We start from the raw sequence: 14,526 nt of genomic DNA on the forward strand, positions 1-14,526 counted from the left end.
ATGGACTTCCTGCCGCTGTTCCACTCCTTGCAAGGGCGCCTGGCGCTCGTGGTCGGCGGCGGCGAAGTCGCCCTGCGCAAGGCGCGCCTGCTGGCCGACGCCGGCGCGCGCCTGCGCGTGGTCGCGCCGCAGATCCACATCGAACTGCGGCATCTGGTGGAGCAGGGCGGCGGCGAGCTGCTCGAACGCGACTACCAGGACGGCGACCAGCCCGGCTGCGCTTTGATCATCGCCGCCACCGACGACGAACCGCTGAACGCCGAGGTGTCGCGGGCGGCCAATGCGCGCGGGATACCGGTCAACGTGGTAGACGCGCCGGCCCTGTGCAGCGTGATCTTCCCGGCCATCGTCGACCGTTCGCCGCTGGTGGTGGCGGTCTCCAGCGGCGGCGACGCGCCGGTGCTGGCGCGGCTGATCCGGGCCAAGCTGGAAACCTGGATTCCTTCCAGCTACGGACAGCTGGCCGGACTGGCCAGCCGTTTCCGCAACCGGGTCAAGGAACTGCTGCCGGATCTGCAACAGCGCCGGGTGTTCTGGGAAAACCTGTTCCAGGGCGAGATCGCCGAGCGGGTCCTGGCCGGACGTCCAGCGGAAGCCGAGCGTCTCCTAGAAGAGCGCCTGGCCGGCGGCCTCGCGCACATGGCCACGGGCGAGGTATATCTGGTCGGGGCCGGGCCGGGGGATCCGGACCTGCTGACGTTCCGTGCCCTGCGCCTGATGCAGCAGGCCGACGTGGTGCTCTACGACCGCCTGGTGGCGCCTGCGATCCTCGAATTATGCCGCCGCGATGCCGAACGTTTGTACGTCGGCAAGCGTCGCGCCGAGCATGCGGTGCCGCAGGAGCGGATCAACCGCCTGCTGGTGGAACTGGCCAGCCAGGGCAAGCGCGTGCTGCGCCTGAAGGGCGGCGATCCGTTCATCTTCGGCCGCGGCGGCGAGGAAATCGACGAGCTGGCCGCCCACGGGATTCCCTTCCAGGTCGTGCCGGGGATCACCGCGGCCAGCGGCTGCGCGGCCTACGCCGGGATTCCGCTGACTCATCGCGACCATGCGCAATCGGTTCGTTTCGTCACCGGTCATCTGAAGGATGGCACCACCGACCTGCCGTGGAAGGATCTGGTAGCGCCTGGCCAGACCCTGGTGTTCTACATGGGCCTGGTGGGATTGCCTGTGATCTGCGAACAACTGGTCGCCCACGGTCGCTCCGCGCAGACCCCGGCGGCGCTGATCCAGCAGGGGACCACCGCCCAGCAGCGGGTATTCAGCGGAACCCTGGAAAACCTGCCGCAACTGGTGGCCGAGCATGAAGTGCATGCGCCGACCCTGGTGATCGTCGGCGAGGTCGTGCAACTGCGCGACAAGCTGGCCTGGTTCGAAGGCGCCCGCGAGGGCGCCTGAGCCTTCAGCCTTCTCCCCAGATGCCCTTGCCGGGAAGTCGTTCCCGGCCGGGCGCGCGCGCCAGGTCGAGACGCGGGCCCAGCGGTACTATCCCGGTCGGGTTGATGGTGCGGTGGCTGGCGTAGTAATGCCCCTTGATGTGTTCGAAGTCCACTGTCTCGCCGATGCCTGGGCGTTGGTACAGCTCGCGCAGCCAGCCGGAGAGATTCGGGTAGTCTTCGATGCGTCGCAGGTTGCACTTGAAGTGTCCGTGGTACACCGCATCGAAGCGCACCAGGGTGGTGAACAGGCGGATATCGGCCTCGGTCAGGTATTCACCGGCCAGGTAGCGGCGTTCGCCGAGCAATCCTTCCAGGTAGTCCAGCTCCTCGAACAACTGGACGAAGGCTTCCTCGTAGGCGTCCTGGCGAGTGGCGAAACCGGCACGGTACACGCCGTTGTTGAGCGCCGGATAGATGCGTCCGTTGAGGCGTTCGATCTCCTCGCGCAGCGGCTCCGGGTAGAAGTCCAGCGCGTTGGCGCCGATGGCGTCGAAGGCGCTGTTGAAGATGCGGATGATGTCGGACGATTCGTTGTTGACGATCTTCTGCGCCTGTTTGTCCCACAGCAGCGGCACCGTGACCCGGCCGCTGTAGTGCGGGTCGTCGCGGGTATAGCGCTGGTGCAGGAAGGCCAGGCCGTCGAGGTGGTCGCCGCTGGAGCCGTGGGCCGGGTCGAAGGTCCAGCCGTTCTCGCGCATCAGCCAACTGACCACGGAAACGTCGATCAGCGATTCCAGCCCCTTCAGCTTGCGCACGATCAGGGTCCGGTGGGCCCAGGGGCAGGCCAGCGAGACATACAGGTGGTAACGCCCGGCCTCGGCGGGGAACGCCGGCTCGCCCAACCAATGGCGGCGCTGGGCATTTTCGCGCTGGAAGCGGCCGTCCTTCTGTGTGTCATACCACTGGTCGTGCCAGCGGCCATCGATCAATTGTCCCATGAGCGGTTCCTCCATACGTCGTTGAGGAACAGTCTAGTGTTGGATGATCGATAAATTTATATAAATAAAGGGCTATTCGTATCGATCAGATCGATTCGTTTCGGGTTGCCCAGTAGTGCGAGGCTTCCTTGAAGGCTTCTTCGCGATTCCTGCCAAGGGCCCGTAGCGCCAGGGCCACGGTGGAGAGCACCGCCAGATGGCCATAGGCGTCGCCTTCACGGCCGTCCCAGACGGCCCGGAGGAAGCCCGGGTCGAGCTGTTCCGGCTTCATGTGCCGGTGCGTCGACAATGCCGGCCATACCTCGTCCCAGGCCTCGCCCTGGTCGCAACCATACAGGTGGGCGACGACGTCCGGGTTGATTTCGATCTCGCCGCCTTCGCCCTTGATGACGATGGCGCGGTCGCCGAGCAGGCGGCTGGCCTCGCGGTGGGTTTCCTGGTAGCCGGGATGGAAGATGCTCTGCAGGATGCAATCCGCGCCCAGCGGGTTGAGCAGGCGCACCAGCGAATGGGTCGGCGAGCGCAGGCCGAGGGTATTGCGCAGGTCGATCATCCGCTGCAGCACCGGCATCCAGGCACCGAGCGGGATGAACGCCAGGTGCGTGCGCTCTAGCGCCTGCTCGACCTGCAGCCAGTCGTGGCAGAGCGGGATTTCCAGCGCCGCCAGCAACTGTTCGCTATACAGGCGTCCGGCGGTATGCGCGCCGCCGCCGTGCATGATGATGCGCACGCCATGGCCGGCCAGGCACTTGGCGGCCAGCAGGTACCAGGGCAGGTGGCGCTTCTTGCCGGCGTAGCTGGGCCAGTCGAGGTCGACGCGCAAGGACGGGACTTGCAGGCGCTCGCGCACCGCCTCGGTGAAACCGGCCAGCTCCTCGCTGCTTTCCTCCTTGTGCCGCAGAAGCATGAGGAAGGCGCCCAGCTGGGTGTCCTCGACCCTGCCGTCGAGGATCATGCCGAGGGCCTCGCGGGCTTCCTCCCGGCTCAGGCTGCGTGCTCCGCGCTTGCCTTTGCCGAGGATGCGGACGAACTGGGCGAACGGATGTTCGGCGGGAATCGGGAGAGTCATAGACAGTTGCTCGGTTTCGGCAGGCCGGCCAGTTTCGCGCCAAGCTTGGCCGGGGCGCCCTTGAACAGGTGGTTGAGGTGCAGGCTGTTGCCCTTGTCCGGGCCCAGTCGCTGGGCGACGAACTTGATCAATGGGCGATTGGCCGGGGATAGCTGGAACTCGGCGTAGAACGCGCGGAGCAGGTGGAGGATCTCCCAGTGCCCGGGGGTCAGCGTCAGCTCCTCGCGGGCGGCCAGGGCTTCGGCCACCGGTTCCGACCAGTCGTCGAGGTCGACCAGGTAGCCGTCCTTGTCCAGGCGGATTTCCCGGCCTGCGAGCGAGAGGATCGTCATAGCCAGCTGTTGACCTTGTCGAAGCGGGTGGCGAGTTCGACGAAGCCGGGATAGTCCACCGCCCGCAGGCGCGCCGGGACATCCTCGATGCCGCGCGCCTGGAGGTCTTCCAGCAGGGCGAACAGTTCGATCTCCGCCGGCATCAGCTCCAGCGCCTGGCAGGCGTTGCTGCCGGCGAGCAGGGCGTGCACGGCGTCGCCGCAGAGCAGCAGGCCGTCGGCGGGATTGAGCAGGTACAGGCAACTGCCCAGGCGGCCGTCGTTGAACGGTGAGCGGGAGAGTACGTGGAGGGTCGTGGCCATCAGAGGGTGATCACCTGGTCATAGCGTTGCAACAGGTCGCGCAGGGCCTGGTCGTCGAGCACCTCGACCGCCAGGGCCAGGCGTTCTTCCGCCAGGCCGCGTTCACGCAGGCTGCGCGCCGAGACGTAGAGGTCGTCCACGCCGAACATCGGCAGGGCCTGCAGGTTGGCCTGCAGGTCCTTCTGTTGCAGCTGCGCCGGCTGCTGGCCGGGAGCCAGCTGGAAGGCGCCGTCGTCGAGGAACAGCATGCCCACCGGCAGATCGAAGGCGCCGCCGGCCAGGGCGATGTCCAGCGCCTCGCGGGCGCTCGGGCCGGACCAGGGCGACTGGCGGCTGATGATCAGCAGCGACCGGCTCATCGATCACCCCCGAAGCAGACCAGGCGGTCCGCGCTTTGCGCCGCTTCGTGCAACTGGCCGAGCCCGGAGAGTTCCCAGGGCGCGCCGAGGTTGGCGCCGGGACGGCCGTAGCGCTCGGCCTCCTCGGCGTTCAGCACGCCGCGGCGCAGGGCGGCGGCAATGCAGACCACGGCGTCCAGGCCGTTGCGCTCGACCAGTTCGCGCCAGGCGGCGGGCAGGTCGAACTCGTCCTGGCCGCTGACGGTGTTGGCCGAGGCGCTGTGCACGCCGTCCTGGTAGAAGAACAGGCGGACGATCTCATGTCCGCCGGCCAGCGCGGCTTCGCTGAAGCGCAGCGCGCGGCGGGCGGCGGGCGAGTGGGGTGGGTCGAAGAGGGCGATGGCGAATTTCATGCTGCGATACGCGAGGGATTTGTTCGAATGATAAACCAATGCCTGTGTTTTGCCGGACCGCAAATGAAAAAGCCCGTCGCGGGGACGGGCTTTTGCGGAGGTGGCTTCTATCAGTCGTCGCCGCCGGCGATACCGAAGATCTGCAACAGGCTGATGAACAGGTTGTAGATCGACACGTACAGGCTGATGGTGGCCATGATGTAGTTGCGTTCGCCGCCATGGATGATCGCGCTGGTCTGGTACAGGATCATCGCCGAGGAGAACAGCACGAAGCCGGCGCTGATCGCCAGTTGCAGGCCGCTGATTTGGAAGAACAGCGAGACCAGCACGGCGCCCAGCAGGACGAAGAAGCCGGCGGTGATGAACCCGGACAGGAAGCTCATGTCCTTGCGGGTGGTCAGCACATAGGCGGACAGGCCGAAGAACACCAGGGCGGTCATGGCGAAGGCCGAGGTGATGACGCTGCCGCCGTTGGGCAGGCCCAGGTACATGTTGAGGATCGGGCCGAGCGTGTAACCCATGAAGCCGGTCAGGGCGAAGGTGCTGACCAGGCCCCAGGCGCTGTTGCGCAGCTTCACGGTGAGGAAGAACAGGCCGTAGAAGCCGATCAGCACCACGAACACGTTCGGATAGGGCAGGCGCATCTGCTGCGAGGCGTAGGCCACCAGGCCGCTGAAGGCCAGGGTGAGGGCCAGCAGGCCGTAGGTATTGCGCAGAACCCCGCTGACTTCACGCTGTTCCGCGACGGCGGAGTTCAGCTGATATTGCTGTTCTTGCATGGTGTGGGTACTCCTTAACGGGAACGGGTCCATGACGTACTGGAAGCCATCATAGCAAAGCCTCTGCCAGGGCCAATCGATAGAGTTTGACAGTGTGTTGCTATCCGGTACTATGGCGCCCCGCGATGCGGAGGTGTGGCCGAGTGGTTTAAGGCAACGGTCTTGAAAACCGTCGAAGGGGAGACTCTTCCGTGAGTTCGAATCTCACCGCCTCCGCCATATCCGCGTCCTCAGAGCCCCGCCGAACGGGGCTTTTGCGTTTCTGAGCCCTCTCGAACCGCCAGGTCGTCGGTCCGTGGTGCTTTCACGGCATCGCGCGAGAACCGCTGGTGGATCACGGCCCGCCGGATAGCGAGGATCCCGTGGACACCGTCGGGAGGACCTTGCCGTCAGGCCAGCCCGTAGCTGATCTGCTCGGCCTTCACGTGGAACGCCTGGTCCCGGCTCGGCAGGTGCTGGTTGGCGTCGGCATGCTGTCGGTCGAGGCGTTCGGATCTCAGCGTCGGCAGGCGGAACACATCCTGTCGCTCGGTCTGCAGCGCATTCCCCCGTATCAGTTCCATGAGCGGCACCTGCATCGCAGGGCTGCTCTGGCCGAGGAAATAGTTGGGCACCTCGTCGCACCACAGCAGCATGTAGTCGCTCACCGCGTCGTGCTCGGCATCGAGGACCACGTACTCGACGCGGTGGCGCAGGACCACCTCGGCGTCGATGCTCCAGCGGGTGTCAACGGTGAACAGCGGTACGTGCTTCTCCACCTCCACCAGCAGGCCGTTCACCGCCTTGCAGCCGGCCTTGCGGCAGGCCACGTGGTAGCGCTTGTCGGGAAGGGGATGGCGCGCCACCACGTCGCGTCCGCCCAGCAGGTGCAGGTCGAACTCCTTGATGCGGATGTCGATCAGCTCGCACGGCAGGTCGAACCCCGCGGGCGTCAGCAGCCTGGGGCAGAAATGGATAAGCATGATTGTCTCCATCGGGCGTGCCCGAGGCTTCCGGGCCTCGGGGGAGAGGCCTGTCGATCGGTTATGGGGCCGCCGGCAAGCCCCGCTCCAGTGAGTGGCGAGACCCTCGCCGCTTCCGGCTGAGCTTGCTGGACGTTCTGCTGTCGAGGCTTCCCGCAACTCGCCCGGCGGGGCGTGGCGGGTCGGCCGTCAACTGCCGCTCTTGACCCGGCTCCAGACCCGGGTGCGGATTCTTTCGAGCTTCAGTGGCAGGGTCTCGAGGGGGAACAGGGTGGCCATGGTTTCCTTGCTCAGGTAAACCGCCGGGTTTTCCCGCAGCTTCCGTTCCACCAGCGCCAGCGCTGCCTGGTTGCCATTCGGATAGCCCACATAGTTGGAGGTCCTGGCGATGACCTCGGGGCGCAACAGGTAGTCGATCAGCGCATAACCCTGCTCGGGATGCGGCGCATCCTTGAGCAACACCAGGTTCTCCGCCCATACCAGCGAGCCCTCCCGCGGAATGCTGTAGGCGATCCTGCGGCCATTGCCGGCCTGTTCGTTGTTGACCTGGGCCATGTAGGCCGTGCCCTGCCAGCCGACCACCACGCAGACGTTGCCGTTGGACAGGTCGGAGTCGACCTTCGAAGAGTCGAAATAGCTGATGTAGGGACGGATCTTCAGCAGCAGCGCCTGGGCTTTCTGGTAGTCCTCGGGATTCCGGCTGTTGTGCGGCAGGCCGAGATAGTTGAGGGCGATGGAAACCAGCTCGGTGGGCGAGTCGAGCGTCGCGACGCCGCATTGGCTGAGGCGCGAGATGTTCTCCTCCTTGAAGATCAGGTCCCAGGAATCGACTGGCGCGTCCGGGCCGAGCAGCGTGCGCACCTTGTCGACATCGTAGGCGATGCCGGTGGTGCCCCAGAGGTAGGGTACGGCGTAGCGGTTGCCGGGGTCGTTGGCCTGCAGTTTCCCGAGGATCTGCGGGTCGAGGTTCGCCCAGTGCGGGAGCTTGTCGCGGTCGAGCTCCTGGAGAACGCCGGCCTTGATCAGTCCGGGCAGGATGTTGGAGGTGATCACCACCACATCGTAGCCCGAGCGGCCGACCATCAGCTTGCCCTGGGCGGTCTCGGCGCTGTCGAAGGTGTCGAGGATCACGCGGGTGCCGGTTTCCTTGCGGAAGTCGCCGGGCGTTTCCGGGGCGATGAAGTCATACCAGTTGTAGAGATGGACGCTGGTTTGTGCGGCCCATGCACTGTTCGCCGCTGTCGCACCGATCATGGTCAGGATCGATAACGCCAGTGCACAAACTTTTTTCATTGGATTTCCTTTCCGAAACGAAACAAGTTGGTTTTTTGCACCTACCAGAACTGGTAGTTCTGACCTGTGGCTATCTCCGAATGCGTCGATATTATGCACATTCGAATTCTTCCTGACATAACGCCGAGTGACTAATCCCAGAGGAGTAGTTGTGTGGATATCGCACTGCGCGGCAGCACCTGGCACGACTCACTGGGAGCGTTGATCGAACGGCTGGACAGGGCGGATTTCTGGCGCAGCCTGGCGGGGACGCTTGGCGAGTTCGCGCCGGTCGACAACTGGGCGGCGCTGATATTCAGCAATTCCACTCCGCTGATTCTTTCCTTCATGGAGGAGGAAAGAGAGGAAGTCGAACCCGATCCGCTGATCAGCAGATATATAACCGGGCTCTATCGTCAGGATCCTTTCTACCTGATATCCAGAACCTGCCGGCATGGTGGGCTGTACCATCTTCCGGATATCGTCTCGGAACAGTTTGAAGCGACCGAATATTACAATGCGTACTTTTCTCATTATGTCGTGACGGATGAAGTTCAATATAACGTCCCGCTCGACCACGAAAGGACCTTGTGCCTTTCGCTGGGCAGTGAGAGTCGCTTCGGCGCCGAACAGATCGCCCTGTTCGAATTGCTTCGTCCCTGGGTGATCGCGTTGATGAAGAAGCGTGTCCATTTCGAGGGCGCGCTCCGGGAGGAGGCGGGCGTGGAGGCGAAGGTGGAGGACATGGACATGCAAGCCTGGAAAGGATTGATCTCACCGCTCACCGCGCGGGAGTCGGATGTCATCCGCCTGATGCTCGATGGCCATTCGAACAAGGAGATAGCGGATCGACTGGCTTTGTCTATCGCCACCATCAAGGTCCATCGCCGGCATATCTACGCAAAGTTGAACGTGAAGTCCCACTCCGAGGTCTTCGCCCTGATGATCAACCCTCCGGCGCCACGGGCCGTGGCCGCGAGATAGCCCGGCTGGCATCGGCGGTTCCGGGCTGGGTCAGCGCTCCCCCTTGCGGCGCACTGCCCGGGGCTGGGTGTGATCCTGGCGATAATCGTTGGCACATTGTCCCGTCCAGCGACGGAAGGCATGGCGAAAGCTGGAGGTGTCCATGTAGCCGAGTCTCTCGGCGATATCCTCGATGCGCAGGCATTTGTTCCGGAGCAGTTGCCGGGCCCTGTCCCGGCGTACCAGGTCGAGCACCGCCCTGTAGGTCGTGCCCTCTTCGGCGAGCCGCCGGCGCAGCGTTCTTTCGGTGACCCTCAATTGTCGGGCGACCCAGGCAATGTTCGGATAGCGGTCCTGCAGCGACTCCAGCAGCGACACGATGCGCTGCCGATAACCGCCCATTTCCCGGGCGACCCGGATGTTGAAGGTTTCGCTGCTGAGCGCCAGGGAGGCCTGGAAGACCGCGGCGTTGGCGGTGGCGATGCGGGTTTCGAGCAGATCCGCCGGAAGAGTGAAGGTGATGCCCGCGCCAGCGAAATACACCGGTACCCGAAAATATTCCTCGTATGGCGTTGCCTCGCCGGGTCGCTCCGGCAAGCGCAGACGGACCAGTTCCAGGTCGCCCAGCAGCAGGTCGCGGAACAGCGCGTAGGCCGCCGACGCCAGGACATTCGCATGATAGATGCGTGCCGGCGCCGGCCAGTCCGGTCTGGTCTGCAGATGGATGTCCACGTCGACGGTATCGCAACTGGAGCGTTTCACCTCGATGCCGCTGACGTCCCGGTTGAACAGCAGCATGTTGGTCCTGACCAGTTGCAGGGCTTCTGCCACGGTGCCGGCGCTTTGCAGGGCCAGGCCCGCGACGCCGTAGTCGGAAAGCCGGTAGTGCTCTCCCAGGCTGAGTCCTTCCAGGGGCGAACGGGCATTCAGGACTATCCATTCGTAGAGCGCCTCGCTGGGCAATCGGGGGACGGTTCCGAGGGGCTGGTGGAGGTCCGGCGGGACGATGCGTTGCACGGCGAGGTAGTTGCTGAGTGGTCGCCACTCGAAGTCGTACTGGATGTTCTCGGACTGGCTCATCGGTTACCTCTTGCTGCACGCGTTGCGAGAACGCCCCGATGACGGCGGGGCTTTTTACTACGGATGTTTGTCTTGCGGACGATTTTCATACGCAGGGCGGCCGTTAATCACTACCTTGCGTAAGGGGTTGACAGGGTGGCCCTCTGCGTATAGCTGGTCTCCGCCAACGTCCGTCCCAGGCGTTCGCGGGCATTCCTCGCCGGGGACCGGCCAGCGGGCGAGACGGCCACCACGTCGGGACTCCAGAGCGAAGAGGGGCGGTACGAAACGGTTCGGCGCATGGCCGTACTTCCGAGCCGCAGGAGGCATCGTCTCCCCGTGGCGAGCCGGATCTGCCTGGCTGAAGTCGATCCCGGGTACGCCGATGCCGGCGGTCGCCGGGGATTTCCGGCCAGGCATGGCGGGGTAGCGTGCGGCCGTGGGCCGGTACGGCAGCGTTTGTCGGCGTCTCGCAGGGGCCGGGATGTTGGCTTGGCGATGGCGGAGCGGCTCTGCGGGTTGGGGTCAACTCGAAATTCTGGCAGGGCCGGCGGAGCGTCCGGGGCGGCTAGGATGAGGATTTTTCCACTGTCCCGGGCAGGTGCGTCGTGATAGTGCAAGGTCCATGGGGCCACTAATAAGGAGTGTCGGATGACCGTTCTTATCCAGGGAGCCGGGATCGCCGGCCTGGCGCTGGCGCGCGAATTCACCAAGGCCGGCATCGACTGGCTGCTGGTCGAGCGGGCCAGCGAGATCCGGCCTGTGGGTACCGGCATCACCCTGGCGGGAAACGCCTTGGCCGCGTTGTCCAGCACCCTGGATATCGAGCGCCTGTTCCGCCGCGGGATGCCGCTGGCCGGCATTCACGTCTATGCCCACGACGGGGCGCGACTGATGTCCATGCCCTCGAGCCTGGGCGGCGAGGCGCGGGGCGGCCTGGCGTTGCAGCGCCACGAGCTGCACGCGGCGCTGCTCGATGGTCTGGACGAGACGCGGATCCTCACCGGCGTTTCCGTCGTCGAGATCCTCGATGGCCCCGAACACGAGCGGGTGACCTTGAGCAACGGCACCCGCCTCGAGTGCTCCCTGGTGGTCGGCGCGGACGGCATCCGTTCGAGCCTTCGCCGCTATGTCTGGCCGGGGGCGACACTGCGTCATTCCGGGGAAACCTGCTGGCGGCTGATGGTTCCCCATCGGCTGGAGGATGCCGGGCAGGCGGGGGAAGTATGGGGCCACGGCAAGCGACTCGGCTTCATCCAGGTCAGTCCAGGCGAACTCTATGTCTATGCGACCCTGAAGGTGCGCCGGGAGGACCCGGAGGACGAGGAGGGCTTCGTCACGCCGCGCCGGCTCGCCCTCCACTACGAGGATTTCCGGGGCATCGGCGCGAACATCGCCGGGTTGATCCCGAGCGCCACCGCGATGGTCCACAACGATCTCGAGGAATTGCCGGGGGCGTCGTGGCATCGCGGGAGGGTGGTATTGATCGGCGACGCCGCCCACGCCATGACCCCGAACCTCGGGCAGGGCGCGGCGATGGCGGCGGAGGACGCGTTTCTCCTGGCGCGCCTGTGGCGCCTGGCGCCGCGTCCAGAGACGCTGATCCTGTTCCAGCAGCAGCGCGAGGCCCGCATCGAATTCATCCGCAAGCAGTCCTGGCTCGTCGGTCGCCTGGGCCAGTGGGAGTCACCCTGGAGCGTCTGGTTGCGCAACACCGCCGTTCGCCTGGTACCGGACGCCAGCCGCAGGCGTCTGCACCGGAGGCTGTTCAACGGCGTCGGCGAGCTGGCCTTGTCGTAGCGGTGGATGCCAGGGCGCGGCCGCGCGAAGAGATGGAAGAGAGCTGCTTCCGCTTCCGATGGAAGTGGCCTTGGCTGGGTGGGTCTCTTTCGCTTTTTTCGAGCAGGCTCGGCCGACCTGTGCCAGTCATGTAGGCGTTTGCGGCGGGGCCCGGCAATCGCTCGCGCTGCTCCGCCCTGCCGCTCGGCGCGGGGTGGCGGTATAATCGGCGACGCCCGTTCGACCTCGTCGAATGATGTTTCCCTGACGCTTGATTTATGACGCCTTTGCGCCAAGCTAGGTCATGGAATGGCTTTCTGTTAAGGTTGCCGAAATCTCCTGGGGGCCCCTGTGGGCAGTAGTCTGCTAATGCGCGACGAGGTGCAGCGTGATTAAGGTGCTGGTGGTCGACGACCACGATCTGGTACGCACCGGTATTACCCGCATGCTGGCCGACATCGAAGGCTTGCAAGTGGTCGGCCAGGCCGACTGCGGTGAGGACTGTCTGAAACTGGCGCGCGAGCTGAAGCCGGACGTGGTCCTGATGGACGTCAAGATGCCCGGCATCGGCGGTCTGGAAGCGACCCGCAAGCTGCTGCGCAGCCAGCCCGACATCAAGGTCGTGGTGGTCACCGTCTGCGAGGAGGATCCGTTCCCCACTCGCCTCATGCAGGCCGGCGCCGCCGGCTACATGACCAAGGGCGCGGGGCTGGAGGAGATGGTCCAGGCGATCCGCCAGGTGTTCGCCGGCCAGCGCTACATCAGCCCGCAGATCGCCCAGCAGCTGGCGCTGAAATCCTTCCAGCCGCAGCAGCACGATTCCCCCTTCGATTCGCTGTCCGAGCGCGAGATCCAGATCGCCCTGATGATCGCCAACTGCCACAAGGTGCAGAGCATCTCCGACAAGCTGTGCCTGTCGCCGAAGACGGTGAATACCTACCGCTACCGTATCTTCGAGAAGCTCTCGATCACCAGCGATGTGGAACTGGCGTTGCTCGCCGTCCGTCATGGCATGGTCGACGCCGCCAGCTAGATGACCGCCGTTTTCGACGCGAGCGCCTTCCTCGCCACCTGTAGCAACCGGCCAGGCGTGTACCGCATGTTCGATGCGGACGCCAAGCTGCTCTACGTCGGCAAGGCGAAGAGCCTGAAGAAGCGCCTGGCCAGCTATTTCCGCAAGTCCGGCCTGGCGCCGAAGACCGCCGCCCTGGTGGCGCGGATCGCCCAGGTGGAAACCACCATCACCGCCAACGAGACCGAGGCGCTGCTGCTGGAGCAGACGCTGATCAAGGAGTGGCGTCCGCCGTACAACATCCTGCTGCGGGACGACAAGTCGTATCCCTTCGTCTTTCTCTCCAGCGAGGACGAGTATCCGCGGCTGTCCCTGCATCGCGGCGCGAAGAAGCGCAAGGGACGCTACTTCGGCCCGTATCCCAGCGCCGGGGCGATTCGCGAGAGCCTCAACCTGCTACAGAAGGCCTTCCTCGTCCGCCAGTGCGAGGATAGTTATTTCCGCAACCGCACGCGGCCTTGCCTGCAGTACCAGATCAAGCGCTGCAAGGGACCCTGCGTGGGCCTGGTCGGCCCGGAGGAGTACGCCGAGGACGTGCGCCACTCGGTGATGTTCCTCGAAGGGCGGAGCAACGCCCTGGCCGATGAGCTGAACACCGGCATGGAGCAGGCGGCGATGCGCCTGGACTTCGAGAAGGCTGCCGAACTGCGCGACCAGGTGGCGATCCTGCGCAGGGTCCAGGATCAGCAGAGCATGGAGGGCGGCAACGGCGACGTCGATATCGTCGCGGCCATCGTCACCCCCGGCGGCGCCTGCGTCCACCTGATCAGCGTGCGCGGCGGACGGGTGCTGGGCAGCAAGAACTTCTTCCCGCAGGTAGCGATCGAGGAGGAGGTCGGCGAAGTGCTGCTGGCGTTCCTCGGCCAGTACTACCTCAGCCACCAGGAGCGCGACCTGCCGGCGGAACTGATCGTCAACGTGATGCACGAGGATTTCCCGGTACTGGTCGCGGCGATCGCCGAGGCCCGCGGCCGCCAGCTGGAAATCAGCTACCGCGTGCGCGGCACCCGCGCCCGCTGGCAGCAACTGGCGGTGACCAACGCCGAGCAGGCGCTGGGCGCGCGCCTGGCCAACCGCCAGCACGTGGCCGCACGCTTCGAGGCGCTGGCCGAGGCGCTCGACCTGGCCGAGCCGCCGCAGCGCCTGGAGTGCTTCGACATCAGCCATTCCAGCGGCGAGGCCACCGTGGCTTCCTGCGTGGTGTTCGGCCCGGAGGGGCCGCTGAAGTCGGACTATCGCCGCTACAACATCGAAGGCGTCACCGCCGGCGACGACTACGCGGCGATGCACCAGGCGCTGACCCGCCGTTTCAGCCGGCTGAAGGAGGGCGAGGGGAAGATGCCCGACATTCTCCTGGTGGATGGCGGCAAGGGGCAACTGGCCATGGCCCAGGAAGTACTCCAGGAACTGGCGGTCGCCGGCCTGATCCTGCTCGGCGTGGCCAAGGGCGTGACGCGCAAGCCGGGGCTGGAAACCCTTTACCTGAACGACGCCGCCCACGAATTCACTTTGCCGGCCGATTCGCCGGCGCTGCACCTGATCCAGCAGATCCGCGACGAAGCCCACCGTTTCGCCATTACCGGCCATCGCGCGCGGCGCGGCAAGGCGCGGCGGACCTCGACCCTGGAAGACGTGCCGGGCGTCGGTCCCAAACGTCGGCGCGACCTGCTCAAGCATTTCGGCGGGTTGCAGGAATTGTCACGGGCCAGTATCGATGAACTGGCCAAAGCACCCGGTATCAGTAAAAAGCTCGCCGAGCAGATTTATGCCGTCCTGCACAGCGAGTAGAATGCCGGCTCACCTCGCAGC

At 65.2% G+C, this 14,526-nt stretch carries 15 protein-coding genes and 1 tRNA gene; 6 read left to right on the forward strand and 10 right to left on the reverse strand.

Annotation, left to right across the window (positions count from 1 at the left end; translation table 11 throughout):
• A complete protein-coding gene (cysG, locus tag B7D75_RS11960) occupies positions 1–1,398 on the forward strand; it encodes a siroheme synthase CysG (RefSeq protein ID WP_012075462.1) in 1,398 nt (465 codons plus the stop codon).
• A 4-nt stretch (positions 1,399–1,402) separates the two neighbouring features.
• Here cysG and B7D75_RS11965 read toward each other — a convergent pair whose 3' ends face one another.
• From B7D75_RS11965 to B7D75_RS11995, 7 genes are all read right to left on the reverse strand, one after another.
• Positions 1,403–2,377, reverse strand: coding sequence for a glutathione S-transferase family protein (locus B7D75_RS11965; RefSeq protein ID WP_107114034.1), 975 nt, complete (start codon positions 2,375–2,377; stop codon positions 1,403–1,405).
• A gap of 85 nt (positions 2,378–2,462) precedes the next feature.
• Positions 2,463–3,446 carry a glycosyl transferase family protein gene (locus B7D75_RS11970; RefSeq protein ID WP_107114035.1) on the reverse strand — a complete coding sequence of 328 codons (984 nt, stop codon included), beginning with the start codon at positions 3,444–3,446 and terminating at the stop codon, positions 2,463–2,465.
• Positions 3,443–3,778: a TusE/DsrC/DsvC family sulfur relay protein gene (locus B7D75_RS11975; RefSeq protein WP_053817074.1), complete on the reverse strand. Its 336-nt coding sequence runs from the start codon at positions 3,776–3,778 to the stop codon at positions 3,443–3,445. Before B7D75_RS11975 ends, B7D75_RS11970 begins: the two co-directional genes overlap by 4 nt.
• The gene (gene tusB, locus B7D75_RS11980) at positions 3,775–4,080 is read right to left on the reverse strand and encodes a sulfurtransferase complex subunit TusB (RefSeq protein ID WP_003153615.1); all 306 of its coding nucleotides are present in this window, start codon (positions 4,078–4,080) and stop codon (positions 3,775–3,777) included. The genes B7D75_RS11975 and tusB overlap by 4 nt, the downstream gene beginning before the upstream one ends.
• Positions 4,080–4,439, reverse strand: a complete 360-nt coding sequence (gene tusC, locus B7D75_RS11985; RefSeq protein WP_003153613.1) for a sulfurtransferase complex subunit TusC — start codon at positions 4,437–4,439, stop codon at positions 4,080–4,082. The genes tusB and tusC overlap by 1 nt, the downstream gene beginning before the upstream one ends.
• Positions 4,436–4,831 (reverse strand): sulfurtransferase complex subunit TusD, encoded by a 396-nt coding sequence (tusD, locus tag B7D75_RS11990; protein ID WP_003153611.1) that lies wholly within the window; start codon positions 4,829–4,831, stop codon positions 4,436–4,438. Before tusD ends, tusC begins: the two co-directional genes overlap by 4 nt.
• Positions 4,832–4,941: 110 nt before the next feature.
• A complete protein-coding gene (locus tag B7D75_RS11995; RefSeq protein ID WP_003153609.1) occupies positions 4,942–5,610 on the reverse strand; it encodes a Bax inhibitor-1/YccA family protein in 669 nt (222 codons plus the stop codon).
• A 129-nt stretch (positions 5,611–5,739) separates the two neighbouring features.
• Here B7D75_RS11995 and B7D75_RS12000 point away from each other — a divergent pair.
• A tRNA-Ser gene (locus tag B7D75_RS12000) sits at positions 5,740–5,829 on the forward strand.
• A 170-nt stretch (positions 5,830–5,999) separates the two neighbouring features.
• On the opposite strand, the gene qteE is transcribed toward B7D75_RS12000, so the two are convergent.
• Positions 6,000–6,572: a quorum threshold expression protein QteE gene (gene qteE / locus B7D75_RS12005; protein ID WP_034082487.1), complete on the reverse strand. Its 573-nt coding sequence runs from the start codon at positions 6,570–6,572 to the stop codon at positions 6,000–6,002.
• A gap of 189 nt (positions 6,573–6,761) precedes the next feature.
• A complete protein-coding gene (locus B7D75_RS12010) occupies positions 6,762–7,865 on the reverse strand; it encodes a polyamine ABC transporter substrate-binding protein (protein WP_053817100.1) in 1,104 nt (367 codons plus the stop codon).
• Between the two features lie 153 nt (positions 7,866–8,018).
• On the opposite strand from B7D75_RS12010, the gene B7D75_RS12015 reads away from it, so the two are divergent.
• Positions 8,019–8,828: a helix-turn-helix transcriptional regulator gene (locus B7D75_RS12015; RefSeq protein WP_043100558.1), complete on the forward strand. Its 810-nt coding sequence runs from the start codon at positions 8,019–8,021 to the stop codon at positions 8,826–8,828.
• 30 nt (positions 8,829–8,858) lie between these two features.
• On the opposite strand, the gene B7D75_RS12020 is transcribed toward B7D75_RS12015, so the two are convergent.
• Positions 8,859–9,887, reverse strand: a complete 1,029-nt coding sequence (locus tag B7D75_RS12020) for an AraC family transcriptional regulator (protein ID WP_107114036.1) — start codon at positions 9,885–9,887, stop codon at positions 8,859–8,861.
• Between the two features lie 630 nt (positions 9,888–10,517).
• Here B7D75_RS12020 and B7D75_RS12025 point away from each other — a divergent pair.
• From B7D75_RS12025 to uvrC, 3 genes are all read left to right on the forward strand, one after another.
• Positions 10,518–11,666, forward strand: coding sequence for an FAD-dependent monooxygenase (locus B7D75_RS12025; protein ID WP_107114037.1), 1,149 nt, complete (start codon positions 10,518–10,520; stop codon positions 11,664–11,666).
• 367 nt (positions 11,667–12,033) lie between these two features.
• A complete protein-coding gene (gene gacA, locus B7D75_RS12035; protein ID WP_003090351.1) occupies positions 12,034–12,678 on the forward strand; it encodes a response regulator transcription factor GacA in 645 nt (214 codons plus the stop codon).
• Positions 12,679–14,505 carry an excinuclease ABC subunit UvrC gene (gene uvrC, locus B7D75_RS12040; RefSeq protein WP_033996661.1) on the forward strand — a complete coding sequence of 609 codons (1,827 nt, stop codon included), beginning with the start codon at positions 12,679–12,681 and terminating at the stop codon, positions 14,503–14,505.
• Positions 14,506–14,526: the final 21 nt, after the last annotated feature.

The sequence above is a fragment of the Pseudomonas paraeruginosa genome (assembly GCF_003025345.2).
GTDB classification, from domain to species: domain Bacteria; phylum Pseudomonadota; class Gammaproteobacteria; order Pseudomonadales; family Pseudomonadaceae; genus Pseudomonas; species Pseudomonas paraeruginosa.

What these genes read in the sequence shown, in the direction of transcription:
- tusD (WP_003153611.1), bottom strand. Translation starts at nt 4,831, where the DNA reads ATGAAATTCGCCATCGCCCTCTTCGACCCACCCCACTCGCCCGCCGCC.
- B7D75_RS11975 (WP_053817074.1), bottom strand. Translation starts at nt 3,778, where the DNA reads ATGACGATCCTCTCGCTCGCAGGCCGGGAAATCCGCCTGGACAAGGAC.
- tusC (WP_003153613.1), bottom strand. Translation starts at nt 4,439, where the DNA reads ATGAGCCGGTCGCTGCTGATCATCAGCCGCCAGTCGCCCTGGTCCGGC.
- B7D75_RS12010 (WP_053817100.1), bottom strand. Translation starts at nt 7,865, where the DNA reads ATGAAAAAAGTTTGTGCACTGGCGTTATCGATCCTGACCATGATCGGT.
- B7D75_RS11995 (WP_003153609.1), bottom strand. Translation starts at nt 5,610, where the DNA reads ATGCAAGAACAGCAATATCAGCTGAACTCCGCCGTCGCGGAACAGCGT.
- tusB (WP_003153615.1), bottom strand. Translation starts at nt 4,080, where the DNA reads ATGGCCACGACCCTCCACGTACTCTCCCGCTCACCGTTCAACGACGGC.
- uvrC (WP_033996661.1), top strand. Translation starts at nt 12,679, where the DNA reads ATGACCGCCGTTTTCGACGCGAGCGCCTTCCTCGCCACCTGTAGCAAC.
- B7D75_RS12020 (WP_107114036.1), bottom strand. Translation starts at nt 9,887, where the DNA reads ATGAGCCAGTCCGAGAACATCCAGTACGACTTCGAGTGGCGACCACTC.
- B7D75_RS11965 (WP_107114034.1), bottom strand. Translation starts at nt 2,377, where the DNA reads ATGGGACAATTGATCGATGGCCGCTGGCACGACCAGTGGTATGACACA.
- B7D75_RS11970 (WP_107114035.1), bottom strand. Translation starts at nt 3,446, where the DNA reads ATGACTCTCCCGATTCCCGCCGAACATCCGTTCGCCCAGTTCGTCCGC.
- cysG (WP_012075462.1), top strand. Translation starts at nt 1, where the DNA reads ATGGACTTCCTGCCGCTGTTCCACTCCTTGCAAGGGCGCCTGGCGCTC.
- B7D75_RS12025 (WP_107114037.1), top strand. Translation starts at nt 10,518, where the DNA reads ATGACCGTTCTTATCCAGGGAGCCGGGATCGCCGGCCTGGCGCTGGCG.
- qteE (WP_034082487.1), bottom strand. Translation starts at nt 6,572, where the DNA reads ATGCTTATCCATTTCTGCCCCAGGCTGCTGACGCCCGCGGGGTTCGAC.